We start from the raw sequence: 18,884 nt of genomic DNA, 5'->3' as shown, positions 1-18,884 counted from the left end.
CACCTTGTCTTAGTGGATAGAGCGGGGCTGTTTCTTTATGAGAATAACAAACAGGCTTGCCATGACACAGCAGACACCGGCCATAAAAAATGCCCAAGTATAAGTATTGAAATAGGAATATAACATCCCCCCGCCATAAGCGGCAGTTGCTGCACCTACTTGGTGGGAAGCAAAAATCCATCCGTAAATAATCGCGCTTTTATGTACACCGAAAATTTGCCTTGAAAGATTGATGGTCGGGGGTACAGTTGCCACCCAATCCAAACCGTAAAATACAGTGAAAACCAGAATCCAAGTCAGATTGCCCTCCATTAACGCAAAAGGCAGCAAGACAAGGGAAGCGCCTCTAAACAAATAATACCAGAACAGAAGCCAGCGATTATCGATACGATCTGACAGCCAGCCCGAAAGTGTTGTCCCTACCATATTGAAAACGCCCATAAACGAGAGCAGGGAAGCAGCCGTGACAATCGGGATGCCGAAGCTGATGCAGTATGAAATAAAATGAGTCCCGACAAGTCCGTTTGTTGAAAAGCCGCAGAAAAAGAAACTTCCTGCCAATAGCCAAAACTCTTTCGCCCGTACAGCTTCGGCCAATCCTTTAAATGCCAGAACAATCGGATTGCCTTTTGCCTGATCGTCCGCGACCTCCGCATCCTCTGTCTGTCCGTAGGCTAGGATGCCGATTTCCTTCGGTGTGTTTCGCATAAATAAAGAAATGATCAGAAACATCACAGCACTTATCGATATAATGAAACCGACTGCCAATCGCCATGAATAATTTTCGATAATTGTCGCAAGTAAAGGGAGCAGGATGAGCTGGCCCATTGCGGTACTCGCTGTCAGAATCCCTGTTGCAAGACCTCTTTTTTCTTTAAACCAGTGATTCGCTACATATGGACTTAAAACCGTTAAAAACAGACTGGAACCAAGCCCGATAATAACTCCCCAAATAATGATCAAATGCCACGACTGATTCATCAGGAAAATTAATAATAGACCGATCAGTAACGTGCCCATTGAAGCGAGCATCATTTTCTTTAATCCGAATTTCTGGAGTAATGCTGCCATGAATGGTCCTGCAAATCCGTAGAAAAACAAGCTGATTCCAAACGCCAGGGAAATCACCTGACGATTCCAGCCAAACTCTTGTTCAAAAGGAGTTAAAAAAACCCCGGAAGATGCCATCGCAATCCCGGCGGCAATAATGGAGCAGAATGATATAGCGAGAATAATCCAGCTATAGTGAATTTTTTTCAACTGAACACCGCCTTCTATTACTATATTTCAATTTTAAATAGAAATGGATCATATGTAAAATTGTATTTTCAGATTGTTTCGAAATTTATCGCGCGATGTTTAACTAACATGGCAATCACCTTGTGCTGTACTGAATATATTTCCCGCACCGATAGCATATGTTAGGTTACAACACTAGCAAGGAAGTGGTTCCAATTATTGATAAGGCACTCATCATGATTATTGCTTTAAGAATTATCTCGGGAAGTATTGAGTTGACGGCTGCTGCGTTAATGTTTAAATTCAATGATTTGGAAAAGGCCTTTTATATTAATACGTTACTCGCACTGGTCGGTCCGGTAATTTTAATCGTTACAACGGGACTAGCATTGCTTGGCCTGGCGGAAAAAATCTCATTGGCTCGAATAATATGTCTTTTCTGCGGGATTTCACTTATCCTTTTCAGTTTGAAATCCGGTTGAAAATACTGCAAAAAGGACCTGTACAGCTTATGCTGTCAGGTCCTTATTTCTAAGTGTTTTCTTTTGGTTCGATATCCTCTATTTTAATGTACTTCCACACGAGGAATAAAAGAAGTAGTCCTAAAATTCCCGCCGTAATATAGCTGATATTGAGATGCTCTTTCATGACTAGGGACATAATCGGCGGACCTGCCGCAACACCGATAAATCTCGCAGAACTGTAGAATGAGGATACGGTTCCACGCAATTCTTTACGAATATTATCCGTGATAATGGTATCAAGAGCAGGCAATAGTGCACCGATCGCGATTCCGACGATACTTGTAACGATCAGCAGCAGAAACAGTTTTTTGCTTGTATAACCGACGAAAATAATGCTGGCTGACATGGCAATGAGGGAAACAACGATAATTTTCTTAATTCTTTTCAAATCCCCTTTAATTTTCCGGCCGGAAATAAAAGAGGAAATACAAAGAAGCAGCAGCGGGATGGCCAGTACAAAACCTTTCTTAATCCCTTTAATATCATGAACTGTTTCCAGATTTTCTGATAAGAAAAATAGCATACTGAATAATATGAGCATCACAAGGGCTCCATTAAGGAATACCGTATACAGCCATCTTCCTTCGTCTTTAAAAACCTCTTTTGTATTGTCCAAAAACCCCTTAAACTTTAAAGGTTCATCTTTTTCTTTAGGCACTTTTACAAAGAAGAATATAAGGGCAATGGAAATTAAACTGAGTGCTGATATAGAAAAGAACGGAAGAAACCATAATATAGCAGCAAATATTGAACCTAAAATGGGACTCAGCACTTTACCGAACGTATTGGACGTTTCGATGACACCTAAAGTCGAACTGATTTTTTCGTCATCATCCTGATACAGGTCACCTACAAGCGGTAAAACGATGGGCATCGCTCCTGCGGCACCTATTCCTTGGATGATCCTTCCGATAATAATCATTGTATACGGATCCTCCATTTTCCATGAAGCAAACCCGGCGATCAAACCTCCGATTAACGCTAAAATCAGACTTGGTAAGATGACGACTTTCCGGCCAAAGCGATCAGATAAATAGCCAGCTACCGGAATTAGAAAAATTGCTGCCACTGAATAGCTTGTAATGATCATGCTCGACTGAAAAGATGTAATTCCGACTTTGTCCTCCAATATTGGAAGTACCGGAATAAGCATTGAATTTCCTAAAGTCATGATGAGAGGAATAGAAGTCAGACTTACAATGCACCATATACTTACCTCTCCTTTATTTTTATCCATTATCACACCTCGACTAATTATGTTTGTCTAGGTATGGTTTCCTCTCGAGCTCTTTTTATAGGCGATGTCTTTATGTCTAAACTGCTTTAATTAAAATAATAGAAGAAATGCCTGTTTTCCAAAATAGATGCCAAATCCGATCATAAATATTGATGAAAAGACCGTGACAGTTTTCAAGAGCTTAACCGACAATAATTTGCGGGCGACACTGGACAGAAATGAATAAAGAAAATCGACAAGAATAATGCCGAGCAATATGGCACTGCTAATTAATATGATGTCCAATCCCGTAGCGATTCCTGCTGTTTTTGCGAGAATAGATCCGTAAATCCCCAGCCAGAAAAGGATTGTAATGGGATTCAGCAATGACATTAACAATCCGGCTAACAATGAATGTCTAAATCTCAGGATCCTGCCGGTTTTTGAATTCATTTCAATTTTATGTAGCGTCAGCAAACTTTCAATCCCGGTATACAAAAGTACAAAACTGCCAAATGACCATAAAATTGTTTGTAAAAGAATCGAATCGATAAATTTTCCGACGCCAAAATAAACGACGAACATGTATGCGATGTCGGTAGTCAATGCACCCAGGCTGAAAAACCACGCATGAAAAAAACCGTTTTTTAATCCCGTATTTAATAGAACGTTCTTAACAGGCCCGAAAGTAGCGGCCATGGTTATGCCTAAGAAAATATAGGTAAATAATGAATTCATACACTGTCCTCCATCAATTAGATATTTGTCCATTTTATCCGTAGGTAAGGTTTTTTAGGACTAGTATTAGGCTATGCGGTTAATTTATTTTGGACGATTTTTACACGGTAATTAAGGGAAGGGGAGGTCCGTAGTTATTTACTTTGCTCAACATTCAAACATAGATTATTAAATGGGTTTACTGTTATAATTTTAAAGGAATGATGATATTCGCCAAATCGAAACAATAGGGAGGCAGTTATTATGCAAATCGATAAGAATATGCAGGAAATGTTTTCGAACTTCATTTTACAACGAGTAAAAGAGGACAAGATGGAGGAAGCAAAAGCTTTACTTGCCGAAAATTTCAAAAAGCAGGATGAAGGTACATTTACAAAAGAGGACGTCGAACAGTTTGTTCCGAAAATGTTGGACTATTTAAAGCCGGAAAAAATTGAAGAGATTCGGACAATCGCCAAGCAATTTTCAATCAATTTCTAATAAATAATAGCTGTTCACAAAATTTTTATAAATTTAAAAGGAATCCATTTGTTCGAAATATTACGAACTGGATTCTTTTTTTTACCCTTCAGAAAACAACGACAATTCCCTCTACAGCAACAATAATAAACAGACCCTTTACCCTTTCTTTCAGCATGACAAACCAAAAACATTATACTATGTAATCTTTTTGTAATTAGACTGTAACAAGATTTTGACATTAAATATGGATTTACCTCTATTTTTTTCCGGTTTTGTACTATACAATGAGGTGGACAGCTTATGAAAGGATAGGGAACAATGAATCAAAAACTGATTACATTGGTTGTTGCAATCTTCCTCGTTTGTACACTAGCTGTTACACCGACATCAGCTAAAGTAGTATTTGCAGATGTTGCGACAACCGATGCCACTTACGACGAGATCCAGTATTTAATCAGCCTTGGAGCGATTAAAGGATATCAGGAAAAGGGCAAAACATACTACAAACCCAATATGAGTGTGACGCGTGCACAAGCTGCGAAAATGGCAGTCATTGCTGCAGGTAAAAGTCCGCTGAAAGTAACTAAATCCTCGTACACAGATGTGAAAGTCGGTTCAGAACAATCGACATACATCGAACGTGCACGTCAACTTGGATTATTTACTACAACATCAGGGAAATTTTCTCCTAATGCCACTTTGTCTCGTGAAGAAATGAGTCACGTTTTATCTATCGCATTTAATTTAAATGTAAGTGACTATAAAGAATTGCCGGTGTACTTCCCAGATGTATCGAGTTCGAATACATATGCTCCGTATATTAAAGCAATCTACTATAATGGGATTACAAAAGGTAGTGACGGAAAATATATGCCAAAAAGCTCAGTTACTCGAGCACAGTTTGCATCATTTATCGCTAGAGCAAAAAGCGATAAATTCCGACTAGCCTTACCCGAGCACCTTGATTCAGTTGATACGACACAGGTAATTGGTCTTGTATCCGTAACAACAGACGGCTTAAATGTTCGTACAAAGCCGACAACATCAAGTGCAGTGATTGGAAGAGTAAATAAGGGCGGTAAGTTATCGGTATATGCTGTGGAAGGTGATTGGTTAAAAGTTTCTTATCAAGGCTATTACGGCTATATCAGTAAATCATATGCGAAATTCCTTGCACCAGACGGCAATGCCATTGGACCATCAATTAAAGCTGTCAAGACAAATACAATTATAAATCTGTATTACAAACCGACATCGTCATCGAAAAAAATTAAACAAATTTCTGCCGGTTCAACATTGTCAGTCTATAAAGAAATTGACGGCTATTATTTAACAACAGCTGGGGGAGTTCCTGGCTATATTGTAAAAAATAGTACGACGGATGTAGGGGGTTCCAATGTGAATCCGCCACCATCAGAAACGGATTCCGATAACAATAATCCAATCGTAACATCCGGCACAACAGGTAAAGTAACAGTTGCGAGTTTAAACATGCGCAAATCCGCTTCAGGATCATCAGCGACAATTAAACAGTTATCAAAAGGAACAGTAATTGCGGTACATTCCATTGATGGCTATTGGGCAAAAGTAACTGCGGGCAAAGATACAGGCTATGTGCACAAATCGTACATTAAACTAGTGAACGAAAAAGGCAGTCCTGTAAAAGACCGTATTATTATTTTAGACCCGGGCCACGGTGGTAAAGATCCGGGTGCTGTTAACTCGGGCAGTACTGAAAAAGCGATCGTTCTAAAAGTCGGCAATCTTGTCAAACAAAAACTTGAAGCGAACGGCGCAAAAGTCTTCTCTACGCGTACAGGGGATACATTCCCGACATTACAGGATCGTGTAAACCTTACAAAAAACAAATTCGGTGAAATATTTGTCAGTATCCACGTAAATGCTGCGACATCAACAAGTGCTCAAGGTACTGAAACGTACTACAGCATCACAACAGGTGACCAGTATGAAGAGGATAAAAAGCTGGCAACTTATATCAATACTGAAATTGTTAACAATGCGAACATGAAAAACCGTGGCGTTAAAGAAGCACAGTACTATGTGACACGCAATATGATCATTCCTTCTGTATTGGTAGAACTTGGGTTCATCTCGAATGCAGAAGACCGTAAAAAATTAATCAATGACAAGTACGTGGAAATCTATGCACAATCCATTTATAACGGGATTGTTGATTACTACAGAAAATAAAATATGCTGTTTGATGGCTTAGTTCTTTTAAAAGGACTAAGCCTTTTTTATTTATAATTAATAGAAATATATGGTAAAATTTATTGGAATAGCTTTTGCATTTGGGGGTTGAAATAAAGCAATCATGTTTAACCGAAAATTGTTGAAGTAGTGAATAAAAAATAATAAATAGTGAGGTGATGTAATTGACATTTAAAATGATAAAAAAGGAATTCAAGTTGGTTGGCATAAAGGGCAGTGGGGAGTATGAAAACTTTGGAAGTGAAGTACCATTGCTTGCAAAACAGTTATTAAGTCGTTCGAATGACTTCGATTTTCCGACCGAAAGTGAAATTGCATTGTATGAGCCTAAAAAGAGTGCCGATCATACGACGGGCAATTTCTATGTAGGACTTATCGTTCACGAGAAATTGAACAAAATCCCTACAGGAATGGATTATTTAGAGACAAATAACCATTATATCACGACTAGAGGCAACATAATGGAACTAGATAAACTTCATGAAGGTTTGCTTAAATGGGGAACAGCGCAAGGTTATAAAAGAGATATGGATTCGTATATTATCGAAACTTATCACTCCGTCAACGAGGGGGAAGAAGTAGAAATCTATTTACCAATCATTGCGTAAAACTTAAAAGGGAGAAGAAAATGAGCGGAAAATTAGTGAGAGTCGGAACAACATACATACCGGTAACGGACGTGGATCTATCTGCTGAATGGTATGTGAAGAACCTGGAAGCGGCTTTAAGCTATAAAGACAAGGATAAAGCCATCTTAAACTTTGCAAATCAAAGTTTCTTTCTAGTGAAATCGAATGAAAATGCCACTGCCAATTTTAAAGATAAATATGGAAACGAACGTTTTTCGATAACATTTGAAGTTGATGGATTACACGCTTTAGCAAAATTGCATGAAGAATTTCTGCAAAGCGGTGTAGAAGTCGGTGAGATTGAGAATCGCGGGCATGCCGGAAGGAATTTTGTCTTTTATGATCTGGATAAAAATAAATTCGATGTGTGGAGCGAACTGAGCCCTGCTTTTAAAAAATAATTTAATTAACCTCTCTACGAACTTAGTATGGATGAATTCCATACTAAGTTTTTTACGTAATAGTGAATCTTTTCTTGTTCTTACCCGTAAATAAACGTAGTGGCGAAAGAAATTGTTTAGTATTTTAATATGCATTTTCATTACATAAATTGATACTTATATTATAATTGGAATAATTGCTATATAATGGAATTTCGCTAGTTCTTATAAACAGGAGGTACGCTCATGGTATTACAACTGAAAGATGTGACGAAACGCTACCGTGATTTCGTTGCAGTAAACCGATTGAACTTTACAATTGAAAAAGGCGAAATATTTGGCTTAATCGGGCAAAATGGTGCAGGTAAAACGACTACATTCCGAATGATTCTGGATTTACAGGATACAACAGAAGGTACCATTACATGGGATGGGCAGCCGATTAAATCAGTGAGCCGTGATTTTTTAGGTTATTTACCGGAGGAGCGCGGTATTTTCCCGCAAATGAAAGTGGAAGAGCAGCTTTACTTTTTCGGCGAGCTGCATGGTATGGATAAAAACGAGCTGAAAAAAGATATCGACTTTTGGATCGAGCGCTTTGATCTGGAAGAAAAACGAAATGTAAAAGCCGAGACTTTATCAAAAGGGAATAAGCAAAAGGTTCAATTAATCGCCAGCTTTATTCACAAACCGGCATTTTTAATTCTTGATGAACCGTTTAGCGGACTGGACCCGGTTAACATGGAGTTGCTGAAAAATGCAATTCTGTATTTGCGCGACCAAGGAATGACGATTTTATTCTCAAGTCACCAAATGGATAACGTTGAGGAGCTTTGTGATCACTTATGTTTACTAAAGCGCGGTGAATCCCTGTTTTCAGGCTCGCTGCTTGATCTGAAAAAGCAGTACGGTAAAACGAAACTGACAGTACGTACTGACAAATCTTTTGAAGTATTAAGCAACTATCCAGGTGTAAATCATGTTAAAATGGAACGTGATTCACAGGCAGTACTGACACTTGAAGATGAAAAATATGCACCTGAAATTTTTGACCTGCTTTCAAACGGCAATTACATCGAAAAATTCAGTTTAGATTATTTATCGCTGCATGAAATTTTCAAAGAGAAAGTAGGTGCCGGCCTTGTCTAAATTTAAAGTGCTCATTAAAAAATTATATAAACAAAAAATTACATCAAAGTCCTTTATTTTAACAACATTGCTTTACTTAGTAGTGCTAAGCGGGTTTATGTTCTGGTCTGAAATCAAAGACCTCATTTTCTCTGGGGATGCCGATACAATTGCTGTTGTAAATGAAACTGAATTTGATATCGCGCAAGTACTGCAGGATACAGATGATGTCGAATATGTATATGTTGAATCAGGGGATATCGCGGATAAATTGAAGGACGGAGACTATTATGCGGCCTTTACCTTATCAGATGCAGATGGCAAACTAGCGGCGAAAATCGAATCATATGATCCGCTTCCGCTAAATGACCAGCAAGATTTCCAAAGTGCGCTAAGTCAAGCAGGTCAGCTGTATGCAATGAGTCAAATGGAATTATCACCAGAGCAGCAACAGCTACTATTATCGTCAGAACCGGTTATTACGTTGAATTCATTGAATGAAGCTGCGGATGACGGTAAATCTGCAGAAGAAAAAATGGCGGGTGTTTGGGTTTCATATGCGATTGGAATTATCATTTATATTTTTGTTGCATCGTATTTATCAATGATTACAACAGATGTTGCTTCGGAAAAAGGGTCTCGTGCACTGGAAATGTTATTAGTAAGCGTGAAGCCTGAAGTGCATTTCCGTTCAAAAATTGTCGGTGTATTTTTAGTCGCACTTACACAATTCGTTATTCTATTCGGAGGCCTCTTATTATTGCTACGCTTCTCGGATGGCGGAAACAAATGGTCAATTGTAACGGATCTGCTTAATTCTCTATCGATCAGTTACTTCTTGTATATTATCGGGTTCTTATTCTTAACGATTTTCATGTATTTAATTATCGGTGCATTATTCGGATCCCTTGTTTCAAAAGTAGAAGAGGCAGGGCAAGTAATGATGCCGGCAATGATGCTGACACTTGTTGGATTCTACGTAATGCTGACTGGTATGGGTAACCCGGATACAATGCTGATTAAAGTATTCTCTTACATTCCGTTTACATCAGGTATGGTTATGCCGATGCGTTTAGGTGCAACGGATATGAATGCCATTGAACCAATCATTAGCTTCGTTCTTTTAGTTGTAACAGTACTGACACTTTACTTCCTAAGTTTGTCATTCTACAAACGAAGTGTACTGACATATTCATCAGGCGGTATTATTGAAAAAATGAAAACGGTATTTAAAGTAACAACGTAAGTTTTAAATCATGCTCCCCCTTATGTGGACAGAAAATCTGTTCATCATAATGGGGAGTTTTTTCATGCCTTCCATTAAAAATTTCCATCCTAATATAAGTTAACCTAAATAAAAATATGGTTGACGTAAAAGAATGATTACTTTATATTTACGTTAACCTTATAAAAATATAGGTTAACAAAACGGTTTTATTTTAAATATTGTTTAAACAATTAAAATCTTACTGATCAATAGGGGGAAGTATTAATGAATTGGGTTCAATTAGCTGAAGAAGTTCTCGAAGGAAAAATACTTACGCATGAAGAAGCGTTAGCCATTGTCCATGCACCGGACGATGAATTGTTGCTATTAATGCAAGGGGCCTTTCTTATTCGGAAGCACTATTACGGTAAAAAGGTAAAACTAAATATGATTATGAATGCTAAAAGTGGCTACTGCCCTGAAAACTGCGGCTATTGTTCACAATCATCCATTTCTACTGCACCAATTGAAAAATATCCGTTTATAACAAAAGAAGAAATTATTGCCGGAGCCAAAAAAGCGTTTGAAAATCAGATTGGAACGTTTTGTATTGTTGCAAGTGGACGTGGACCGACACGGAAAGATGTAAAGGTTGTAAGTGAAGCGGTTCAGGAAATTAAAGAACAATACGGATTAAAAGTTTGTGCTTGTTTAGGGCTGCTAAAAGATGAACAGGCTGAACAATTAAAAACAGCTGGAGTCGACCGCTATAATCATAATTTGAATACATCCGAGAAGCATCACGATTATATTACCACTTCACATACATATAAAGACCGGGTCAATACGGTTGAAATTGCTAAAAAATATGGGATGTCACCTTGTTCGGGGGCCATTATTGGAATGCGTGAAACGAAACAGGATGTTGTTGATATTGCCTATGCACTTCATGCGCTGGATGCAGATTCCATTCCAATCAACTTTTTAAATGCAATTGATGGGACAAAGCTGGAAGGCACAAAGGAGCTGGATCCCCGCTATTGCTTAAAAGTACTCGCCTTATTCCGCTACATTAACCCAACAAAGGAAATACGAATCGCTGGAGGACGTGAAATCAACTTAGGGTCGTTACAGCCACTTGGGTTGTATGCTGCAAATAGTATTTTTGTAGGGGATTATTTAACAACAGAAGGTCAAGAGGAAAATGCGGATTACGCATTAATCAGAGATTTAGGCTTTGAAATTGAAATCAATGAGAAGCAGGCAGCACTTCAAATGTAGGCTGGATATGAGAGTTCATCTATCTAATTAATTAAAAAAAGCAATACTAGCAAGCGTCAACTCAACATGCGAGTAGCTATTCGCAAGCATTCGTAGTAAACTGATATTGTACGGAGAGATTTGTATCTAAAACAAGTCTCTCTTTTTTATGAACGAAAAACAGTAGTAAGGATGAAAGCATGAGAAAAAAAACAGAACTACAAGTAGAAAGTAAAGCGATTAAGGATTTGACGAATGGCAATCCATTAATTTTAAAAGATACAGTGGTAATGCCGGAAGTATCGATTGAAGAAGGCAGCCTACTTCATTTAGTTGATAAAAGCGGCGGCTATATTGCAACTGGCTATTACGGTATTCAAAATAAGGGAATCGGCTGGGTGCTGACTCGTAAAGAAAAAGAGCAGATCGATGTGAAGTTCTTTACGAAAAAAATCCGTGAATCTGCTGAAAAACGTGCAGACTTTTTTGCCTCTGAAGATACAACTGCTTTCCGTGTATTTAATGGCGAAGGTGACGGCATTGGCGGTTTGACAATTGATTTCTTTAACGGCTTTTACATGGTGAGCTGGTACAGTGAAGGGATTTATTCATTCCGTAATGATATCTATGAAGCATTGAATGCGGCAGTGAATACACGCGGGATTTATGAAAAACTGCGCTTTGATACAAATGGTCAATATATTAATCAGGATGATTATGTATCCGGTGAAAAAGGCGAATTCCCGCTGATCGTTCAGGAAAACGGCATGAACTTTGCGGTTGATCTGAATGATGGGGCAATGACAGGAATTTTCCTGGATCAGCGCAATGTACGTAAAGCATTACGTGACCGCTATTCAACAGATAAGACGGTACTGAATACATTCTCGTATACTGGTGCGTTTTCGGTTGCCGCAGCTTTAGGCGGAGCATCGGGTACGACTAGTGTCGATTTGGCAAAACGCAGCTTACCGAAAACAATTGAGCAATTCAGTGTGAATGGAATTGACTATGAATCACAAGATATTAAAGTGATGAACGTATTTGACTACTTCAGCTATGCCGCAAGAAAAGGCCTGAAATTCGATGTCGTTGTACTGGATCCGCCAAGTTTTGCCCGTACGAAAAAAATGACGTTCAGTACGTCAAAAGATTATCCGAAATTGCTTAAGGATGCGTTAACGATTACAAACAATGGTGGAGTAATTATCGCATCAACGAACAATGCAAGCTTTAATATGAAAAAGTTCAAAACATTCATCGACAAAGCATTTAAAGATTATGGGGCACGCTATAAAATTTTAGAAGAGCACCAATTGCCGGAAGATTTCACTGTGCCGCATAACTTCCCGGAATTCAATTATTTAAAAGTGGTCATCATACAAGTGATGAACTAATCGGAGTGATAAGATATGAAATACAATAAAACAACGATGCTGAAATTAATCAATGAGCATCGCGAACTGCATGACGAACTGAAAAAACTGAAATCGGAAATGGGACTGGAAAAAAACTTCGCGGTTAAAGCGCTGTACCATTCAGCTGTGGCTGAAGATGGCCCATATATGAAAGATTATCAGGACTTGGAACGTTTACGCTAATACAGACACCGCAACGATTGAATCCAATTGTTGCGGTGTATTTTTTTGAGCGTGACCATTAAATTAACTGTATATAATCATGATACAATACAGCTATAATATGTAAAATTGAGGGGAAAACAGTTGAGTATTCGAGAACAAAGAAAACAACAGCGCAGGGAGCAAATTATACAGGCAGCAAAGTCTTTAATGTTGGACAGCGGAATTCAGCAAGTTCAATTACAGGACGTTGCAAATGAAGTAGGGATTGGTATTGCGACATTTTATCGTTATTTTGCGAATAAAGAATTACTCGTATTGGCAATCAATAATGAAATAACAAATGAAATGACAAATTCTATCAAGCACATTGCAAATGAACCTTTGACCGCTTATGAACAAATTGAACGGATATTAACTTATTATATTGAGTTAATCGATGACCCGCAGCATCAGTTTGTGAAGTTTTTTAAAGCATTCGAAGCTTATAAACCGATTTCTGAAGAGACATACGAGTACAAGGAATTCATAAATATTCGAAGAGAAATGGCCAATGTTTTGTATTCTATAGCAGAAAAAGGAATGGAAGACAAATCAATACGAGCAGGCATTGATATTCCTGAGTATGTGTTTACTGTCGTACAAAATATAAGTTACTTTACTGTAGAATCCTATTTGACCGAGCATGACCCTAATCTACCTGTGAAATTAGATCCTAAAAAGCAGTTAAAGCTGATTAAGGAGATGTTTTTACAATTCATAGCAACTAAAAATTGACGGACCGATCAAACATTGTTATTGTTAAATCGAGATAGTGATAGTTAACTATCATATTTTTAGGAGGATGATTTTGATGTCTCGATTAACGGGTAAAGTTGCTATTATTACAGGTGCTGCTCAAGGTATGGGTGCCGCCCACGCTAAGGCATTTGTAGAACAAGGTGCAAAAGTAGTTTTAACAGATTTAAATGAAGAAAAAGGGAAAGCGTTTGCTACAGAATTAGGGGAAAATGCGATCTTCGTAAAACAAAACGTTACTTCAGAGGAAGATTGGACAACTGTTATCGCGAAAGCAGAAGAAGCATTTGGTCCTGTAAACGTATTAGTAAATAATGCAGGAATTTCGATGAACAAAAATATGCTGGAAATGTCTTTAGATGAATACATGAAAATCGTCAATATCAACCAAGTATCAGTATTCTTAGGTATGAAAGCAGTGGCGGCTTCAATGATGAAAGCTGGTGGCGGTTCAATTGTCAACATTTCATCAATCAATGGCTTAGTTGGTGGTGCTGTAGGCTATACAGATACTAAATTTGCTGTTCGTGGTATGACGAAAGCAGCTGCGTTAAACTTGGCGCCAATGGGTATTCGTGTAAACTCAGTACACCCGGGTGTTATTGCAACACCGATGATCATGCAGGAAGATGCAAAAGCTGCAATCGAAGAATTTGCAAAGCATATCCCGCTGAAACGCGTATCACAACCAGAAGAAGTATCTCAATTAGTAGTCTTCTTAGCATCGGACGAGTCAAGCTACTCAACAGGTGCAGAGTTTGTTGTTGATGGCGGAATAACAGCACAATAATTTGAAAAAACTGCACTCCAATTGTTTTAGAGTGCAGTTTTTATTTGCTTTATTTTTTCGTTTTCTTCACTAACCATCTCTTATAGCTGTACATCGTTATCACTGCGAGCACAAGTACAATCAGCGTAATGACAATAACAAGCGTCCAAAATGAGCCTTCGTCATTATCATCGGAATTCGTTTCATCCTTTAATGTATCGACAAGTGAATCTACATCGTCGGCAATTTTTTCAGTTGTATCAGCTGCATTATCCTCTTCCTTCTTTGACTCCGCAGGCGCATTTACTGCAAATGAAAATGAACCTGATAATGGATGTCCATCCTCGCTAATACTATCCCATTCAACTGTATAAGTGTCATTTGGAAGAGGATCAAGCATTATTCCGGATAGGACTCCATCATTTACAGAAATAGAATGAATCTCCATCTCCTTACCATCACTTGCTAATACTTTAAATATACTGCCTTCTTCAATTTTTCCTTCATACGTTAAATCAATATTTTTAATATTTTCGTCAACCGTCTCACCTTCTGCAGGATTAGTTGATACTAAGTGTGTATGTGCGAATGCTCCCGGTACAAATAATAAAAATGTAGCAACAAACGATAATAATAATTGTTTCCTCAATGAAAAAACTTCCTTTCGATATTCATTTAGCAGTTCCCATTGCTGCAGAAAAATTAAAACAAATCTGCTGTAAATGGAATATTGAATATAGTATGGACAAAAAAATACAGAAATATTGAAAGCGAAAATATAAATGCAAAAACCATTACGAAAAAATAATTCGGAATCCGAAAAAAATATTTGTAAAATATATCGGAAAATTAAAATATTTGGTAAAATGGGGGAACTTGAGTAAAAAAAGAGGTTCTTTATAAATAGTGGGATGGCATACTGATGACAGTAAAGTTGATTGGAATGGAGGGGAGGCGAGTGTAGCTGACGGCTGGCGCCTTTCGCTACAAGCAAGCTTCCTGCGGGAATAGCGTGACGCCTGAGACTAGAGGCTCAGGCCACGCCCGCGGAAAGCGTCCGACCCGGAATGGAAATCAACCCCACCATTTGTAAAGGAATCAAAAGAGGGTGAAAGAATGAAGGTATTTCTTAAATTAGGTTGGTTTTTTAAAGAGCGAAAATACCAATACACAGTCGGGCTTCTAATGCTTGTATTAGTAGCCATCCTGCAGCTTGTGCCGCCGAAAATTATCGGCTTTACTATCGATGAAATCGGTGCACGTACATTAACGAAAGCAGGTTTGTTTAAATGGCTCGCCATCATCATCGGTGTGGCAATTGCCATGTACATACTGCGATATTACTGGCGTCAAATGATTTTTGGTTCGTCCAACCTGTTGGCGCGAACATTACGCGAAAAGCTCCATCGCCATTTTACACAAATGTCACCGTCGTTTTATCAAAAAAATCGTGTCGGTGATTTAATGGCACATGCAACAAATGATATAAGTGCAGTGCAGCAAACAGCTGGCGGCGGGGTTTTAACATTATTTGACTCGCTTACAACAGGGGGCTTTGTCATTTTGGCGATGGCGATTACGATTGACTGGCGTCTGACATTAATTGCACTCATTCCGATGCCGCTAGTCGCGTTATCGACGAGCTATTACGGCAAGCTTCTGCATGAGCGTTTCCGTCATGCCCAGGCTGCATTTTCCGATTTAAACGATAAAACACAGGAAAGTATCAGCGGGATGAAAGTGCTGAAAACGTTTGGTCAGCAACAGGAGGATGTTGCGGATTTTACGAAGCTCTCCGATGAAGTAGTGGAAAAAAATATGCGCGTAGCAAAAGTCGATTCACTATTTGACCCGACGATCAGCTTTGTAGTCGGATTGAGTTTTATGCTAAGTCTTGGATTCGGGACAAAATTTATTTTGGAAGATGCAATGACTGTCGGTGATTTAGTTACTTTCACGACGTATTTAAGTATTCTGATCTGGCCGATGCTGGCAATTGGTATGCTGTTCAATATCGTCGAACGGGGCAGTGTTTCATATGACCGAATCGAACGTATTTTAAATACCCCGGTTGAAATTGATGACAAGATAGACGCAATTGAAGAGAACCCTTCAGGAGATCTTCTATTCAACGTCACTTCATTTACATTCCCTGGAGATGCGGCACCGACATTAAACGATGTGCAATTTGAGCTGAAACGCGGCGAAACACTCGGAATTGTCGGTAAAACAGGTGCCGGGAAGACGTCTATTTTAAAGCTGCTGCTTCGTGAGTTTGAAGGTTATGAAGGAACGATTCAATTCGGTGAACACAATATAAATGACTATAAGAAAAGTTCTCTGCGTCAGGCGATTGGTTATGTACCGCAAGATCATTTTTTATTCTCGGCAACACTTTATTCCAATATTGCCTTTGCCAACCCGCGTGCAAGCATGGAGGAAGTTCGTGCAGCGGCGGCACTTGCCAATATTGATGAAGACATTATGAGCTTTACAGATGGCTATGACACGATCGTCGGTGAACGGGGGGTATCCCTTTCAGGCGGACAGAAACAGCGGATTTCCATCGCCAGAGCATTACTGATGAAGCCTGAACTGCTCATATTGGATGATTCTTTATCTGCGGTCGATGCACGTACAGAAGAAGCCATTTTACATGCATTAAAAGAAGAGCGGAAAAATGCGACAACGATTATTACATCACACCGTCTAAGTGCAATCCAGCAGGCACATGTCATTATCGTTGTTGATGAAGGAACGATCATTGAAAAAGGGACCCATGAACAGCTGATGGCACTGGAAGGAAGCTATTATGAAATGTACCAGTTACAGCAGCTTGAACAGTTAGTGGAACAGGGGGGTGACCACGATGGCGAATGAGACAATTTCAAGTAAAGAACAGCACCTCGTATTAAAGCGTCTCTTTACGTATTTAAAACCGCATAAAAAAATATTGGCCATTGCGCTGTTTCTGCTTGTTTTAACGGTTCTCGGAGATATTATCGGTCCGTATTTGATCAAAGTCTATATCGATGACCATTTAATGATCGGCAATTTTGATATGGGACCCATCGTGACACTCGGTGTCGGATACTTTGTTATTCAGTTGCTGAACGTCGTGATCACATATTATCAAAATATTAAATTCCAGGAGCTTGCCCTGAAAGTTATTCAGCAGCTGCGGATTGATGTGTTTTCAAAAATTCACCGATTGGGCATGCGCTACTTTGACCAGGTTCCGGCCGGTTCAATCGTGTCCAGGGCTACAAATGATACGGAAGCGATTAAAGATATGTTTGTTTCGGTACTCATCAGCTTTGTACAGGCGGCATTTTTAATTGTCGGTGTATACGCTGCAATGTTTTTCCTGAATGCAAAGCTTGCATTTTACATGCTTCTATTGCTGCCGGTCATTATGTACATCATTTGGCTGTACCGCAAAATGAGTTCGGTCGTGTATATGCGTATGCGGGAAAAGCTGAGTGAGCTCAATGCGAAACTTTCTGAAACACTATCAGGAATGAGCATCGTGCAGGCATTCCGTCAAGAACCCCGTTTTAATGACGAGTTTGACCGTGTGAATGAAGAACACTTCCAGTCCATGATGGCCAATACGAAAATGAACAGTCTTTTGCTGCGTCCGATTATTGACCTAGTGTACTTTACAGCGATCGTTATTCTACTGTTTTACTTCGGATGGACATCATTTGAAACAGCAGTGGAAGTCGGAGTTGTCTATGCGTTCATTACATATATGAACCGTTTCTTTGACCCGATCAACCAAGTAATGGAACGTCTCGCACTGTTCCAGCAGGCGATTGTAGCGGCATCCCGTGTATTTGAGCTGATTGATAATGAAGAGCTCGAGCCGGCACAGCAAAACAAGCCGGTCCAGGTTTCAAAAGGCCATATCGAATTTAAAAATGTGTCGTTCAGCTATGACGGGAAGCAGGACGTGCTGAAAAATATTTCATTCACGGTCAATCCTGGGGAAACGGTTGCGTTGGTCGGGCATACCGGCAGCGGAAAAAGTTCCATTATCAATCTCCTAATGCGTTTCTATGAGTTTAAGCGCGGTGAAATTTTAATTGATGGCCAGTCGATCAAAGATTATGAACAGCGGGAACTACGGGAAAAAATGGGGCTCGTGCTGCAAGATCCGTTTCTGTTTTACGGAACGATTGCTTCGAACATTCGACTGTATAATGAGAGTCTCACTTTACAGAAGGTGAAGGAAGCGGCAGAATTTGTGCAGGCAAATGATTTCATCGAATCGCTTCCGGATGGCTATGAAAGCCGTGTGACAGAGCGCGGTTCAACGTTTTCAAGCGGACAGCGCCAACTCGTGGCATTTGCGCGGACAATTGCGACAAACCCGAAAATCCTGGTGCTCGATGAAGCAACGGCAGCGATCGATACCGAAACAGAAGTCGGCATTCAGCAGTCATTGGAAAAAATGCGCAAAGGGCGTACAACGATCGCGATCGCCCACAGACTTTCAACAATACAGGATGCCGAGCAAATTTTGGTATTGCATAAAGGGGAGATTGTCGAACGCGGCTCACACCAGCAGCTCATCGCACAAAAAGGGTTATATCACAAAATGTATTTACTGCAAAATGGTATCGTAGAATAATTTTAACGTCGCTATGAAGCTACAATTATTTACTTCTCAAATATGGACATCTATAATGAGAGTATCAAAAATTAGAAGGTGCACCA

The 18,884-nt window shown here is 39.3% G+C and carries 18 protein-coding genes; 14 read left to right on the top strand and 4 right to left on the bottom strand.

All coding sequences use genetic code 11. The features are described 5' to 3' along the window. Positions 1-9: 9 nt before the first annotated feature. A complete protein-coding gene (locus MKX73_RS16990) occupies positions 10-1,260 on the bottom strand; it encodes an MFS transporter (protein ID WP_340718472.1) in 1,251 nt (416 codons plus the stop codon). Positions 1,261-1,418: 158 nt separating this feature from the next. Here MKX73_RS16990 and MKX73_RS16985 point away from each other — a divergent pair, with 158 nt between their 5' ends. Beyond that, the gene (locus MKX73_RS16985; protein WP_340718471.1) at positions 1,419-1,721 is read left to right on the top strand and encodes a YqhV family protein; all 303 of its coding nucleotides are present in this window, start codon (positions 1,419-1,421) and stop codon (positions 1,719-1,721) included. Positions 1,722-1,770: 49 nt separating this feature from the next. Here the strand turns inward: MKX73_RS16985 and MKX73_RS16980 are convergent, their stop codons facing one another. Together MKX73_RS16980 and MKX73_RS16975 are read right to left on the bottom strand one after the other, a co-directional pair. Next, positions 1,771-3,000: an MFS transporter gene (locus tag MKX73_RS16980; RefSeq protein WP_340718470.1), complete on the bottom strand. Its 1,230-nt coding sequence runs from the start codon at positions 2,998-3,000 to the stop codon at positions 1,771-1,773. A gap of 90 nt (positions 3,001-3,090) precedes the next feature. Next, positions 3,091-3,717, bottom strand: a complete 627-nt coding sequence (locus MKX73_RS16975; RefSeq protein ID WP_340718469.1) for a LysE family transporter — start codon at positions 3,715-3,717, stop codon at positions 3,091-3,093. Positions 3,718-3,960: 243 nt separating this feature from the next. Here MKX73_RS16975 and MKX73_RS16970 point away from each other — a divergent pair, with 243 nt between their 5' ends. The 11 genes from MKX73_RS16970 (at position 3,961) to MKX73_RS16920 (ending at position 14,183) form a co-directional block, all read left to right on the top strand. Continuing rightward, complete coding sequence (locus tag MKX73_RS16970; protein ID WP_340718468.1) at positions 3,961-4,197, top strand: hypothetical protein; 237 nt, start codon at positions 3,961-3,963, stop codon at positions 4,195-4,197. 300 nt (positions 4,198-4,497) lie between these two features. Further along, entirely contained in the window at positions 4,498-6,390 is a 1,893-nt protein-coding gene (locus MKX73_RS16965; RefSeq protein ID WP_340718467.1) for an N-acetylmuramoyl-L-alanine amidase, read from the top strand. Positions 6,391-6,575: 185 nt separating this feature from the next. Next, positions 6,576-7,019, top strand: a complete 444-nt coding sequence (locus tag MKX73_RS16960; protein WP_340718466.1) for an AraC family transcriptional regulator — start codon at positions 6,576-6,578, stop codon at positions 7,017-7,019. Between the two features lie 20 nt (positions 7,020-7,039). Beyond that, positions 7,040-7,441 (top strand): VOC family protein, encoded by a 402-nt coding sequence (locus MKX73_RS16955; protein WP_340718465.1) that lies wholly within the window; start codon positions 7,040-7,042, stop codon positions 7,439-7,441. Positions 7,442-7,666: 225 nt separating this feature from the next. Then, the gene (locus MKX73_RS16950) at positions 7,667-8,569 is read left to right on the top strand and encodes an ABC transporter ATP-binding protein (RefSeq protein WP_340718464.1); all 903 of its coding nucleotides are present in this window, start codon (positions 7,667-7,669) and stop codon (positions 8,567-8,569) included. Further along, positions 8,562-9,794, top strand: a complete 1,233-nt coding sequence (locus tag MKX73_RS16945; protein WP_340718463.1) for an ABC transporter permease — start codon at positions 8,562-8,564, stop codon at positions 9,792-9,794. The genes MKX73_RS16950 and MKX73_RS16945 overlap by 8 nt, the downstream gene beginning before the upstream one ends. A gap of 246 nt (positions 9,795-10,040) precedes the next feature. Further along, positions 10,041-11,036 carry a biotin synthase BioB gene (bioB, locus tag MKX73_RS16940; protein WP_079527056.1) on the top strand — a complete coding sequence of 332 codons (996 nt, stop codon included), beginning with the start codon at positions 10,041-10,043 and terminating at the stop codon, positions 11,034-11,036. Between the two features lie 179 nt (positions 11,037-11,215). After that, positions 11,216-12,412, top strand: coding sequence for a class I SAM-dependent rRNA methyltransferase (locus tag MKX73_RS16935; protein ID WP_340718462.1), 1,197 nt, complete (start codon positions 11,216-11,218; stop codon positions 12,410-12,412). Between the two features lie 15 nt (positions 12,413-12,427). Next, positions 12,428-12,616 carry a hypothetical protein gene (locus MKX73_RS16930; protein WP_008403793.1) on the top strand — a complete coding sequence of 63 codons (189 nt, stop codon included), beginning with the start codon at positions 12,428-12,430 and terminating at the stop codon, positions 12,614-12,616. Between the two features lie 123 nt (positions 12,617-12,739). Beyond that, the gene (locus tag MKX73_RS16925; RefSeq protein ID WP_340718461.1) at positions 12,740-13,372 is read left to right on the top strand and encodes a TetR/AcrR family transcriptional regulator; all 633 of its coding nucleotides are present in this window, start codon (positions 12,740-12,742) and stop codon (positions 13,370-13,372) included. 76 nt (positions 13,373-13,448) lie between these two features. Beyond that, positions 13,449-14,183, top strand: a complete 735-nt coding sequence (locus MKX73_RS16920; RefSeq protein ID WP_340718460.1) for a glucose 1-dehydrogenase — start codon at positions 13,449-13,451, stop codon at positions 14,181-14,183. Between the two features lie 49 nt (positions 14,184-14,232). On the opposite strand, the gene MKX73_RS16915 is transcribed toward MKX73_RS16920, so the two are convergent. Next, entirely contained in the window at positions 14,233-14,811 is a 579-nt protein-coding gene (locus tag MKX73_RS16915) for a copper resistance CopC family protein (RefSeq protein ID WP_340718459.1), read from the bottom strand. Between the two features lie 467 nt (positions 14,812-15,278). Between MKX73_RS16915 and MKX73_RS16910 the strand changes: the two genes are divergently transcribed. Continuing rightward, on the top strand, positions 15,279-17,042 hold the full coding sequence (locus MKX73_RS16910; RefSeq protein WP_340718458.1) for an ABC transporter ATP-binding protein: 1,764 nt from the start codon (positions 15,279-15,281) through the stop codon (positions 17,040-17,042). Beyond that, on the top strand, positions 17,032-18,798 hold the full coding sequence (locus MKX73_RS16905; RefSeq protein ID WP_340718457.1) for an ABC transporter ATP-binding protein: 1,767 nt from the start codon (positions 17,032-17,034) through the stop codon (positions 18,796-18,798). The genes MKX73_RS16910 and MKX73_RS16905 overlap by 11 nt, the downstream gene beginning before the upstream one ends. Positions 18,799-18,884 lie beyond the last annotated feature (86 nt).

Origin of the sequence: Solibacillus sp. FSL W7-1436, assembly GCF_038007305.1 — a bacterium.
GTDB lineage: Bacteria > Bacillota > Bacilli > Bacillales_A > Planococcaceae > Solibacillus.
The sequence above is the reverse complement of the archived record's forward strand: the minus strand, read 5'-3'. Positions and strand labels throughout refer to the sequence as shown.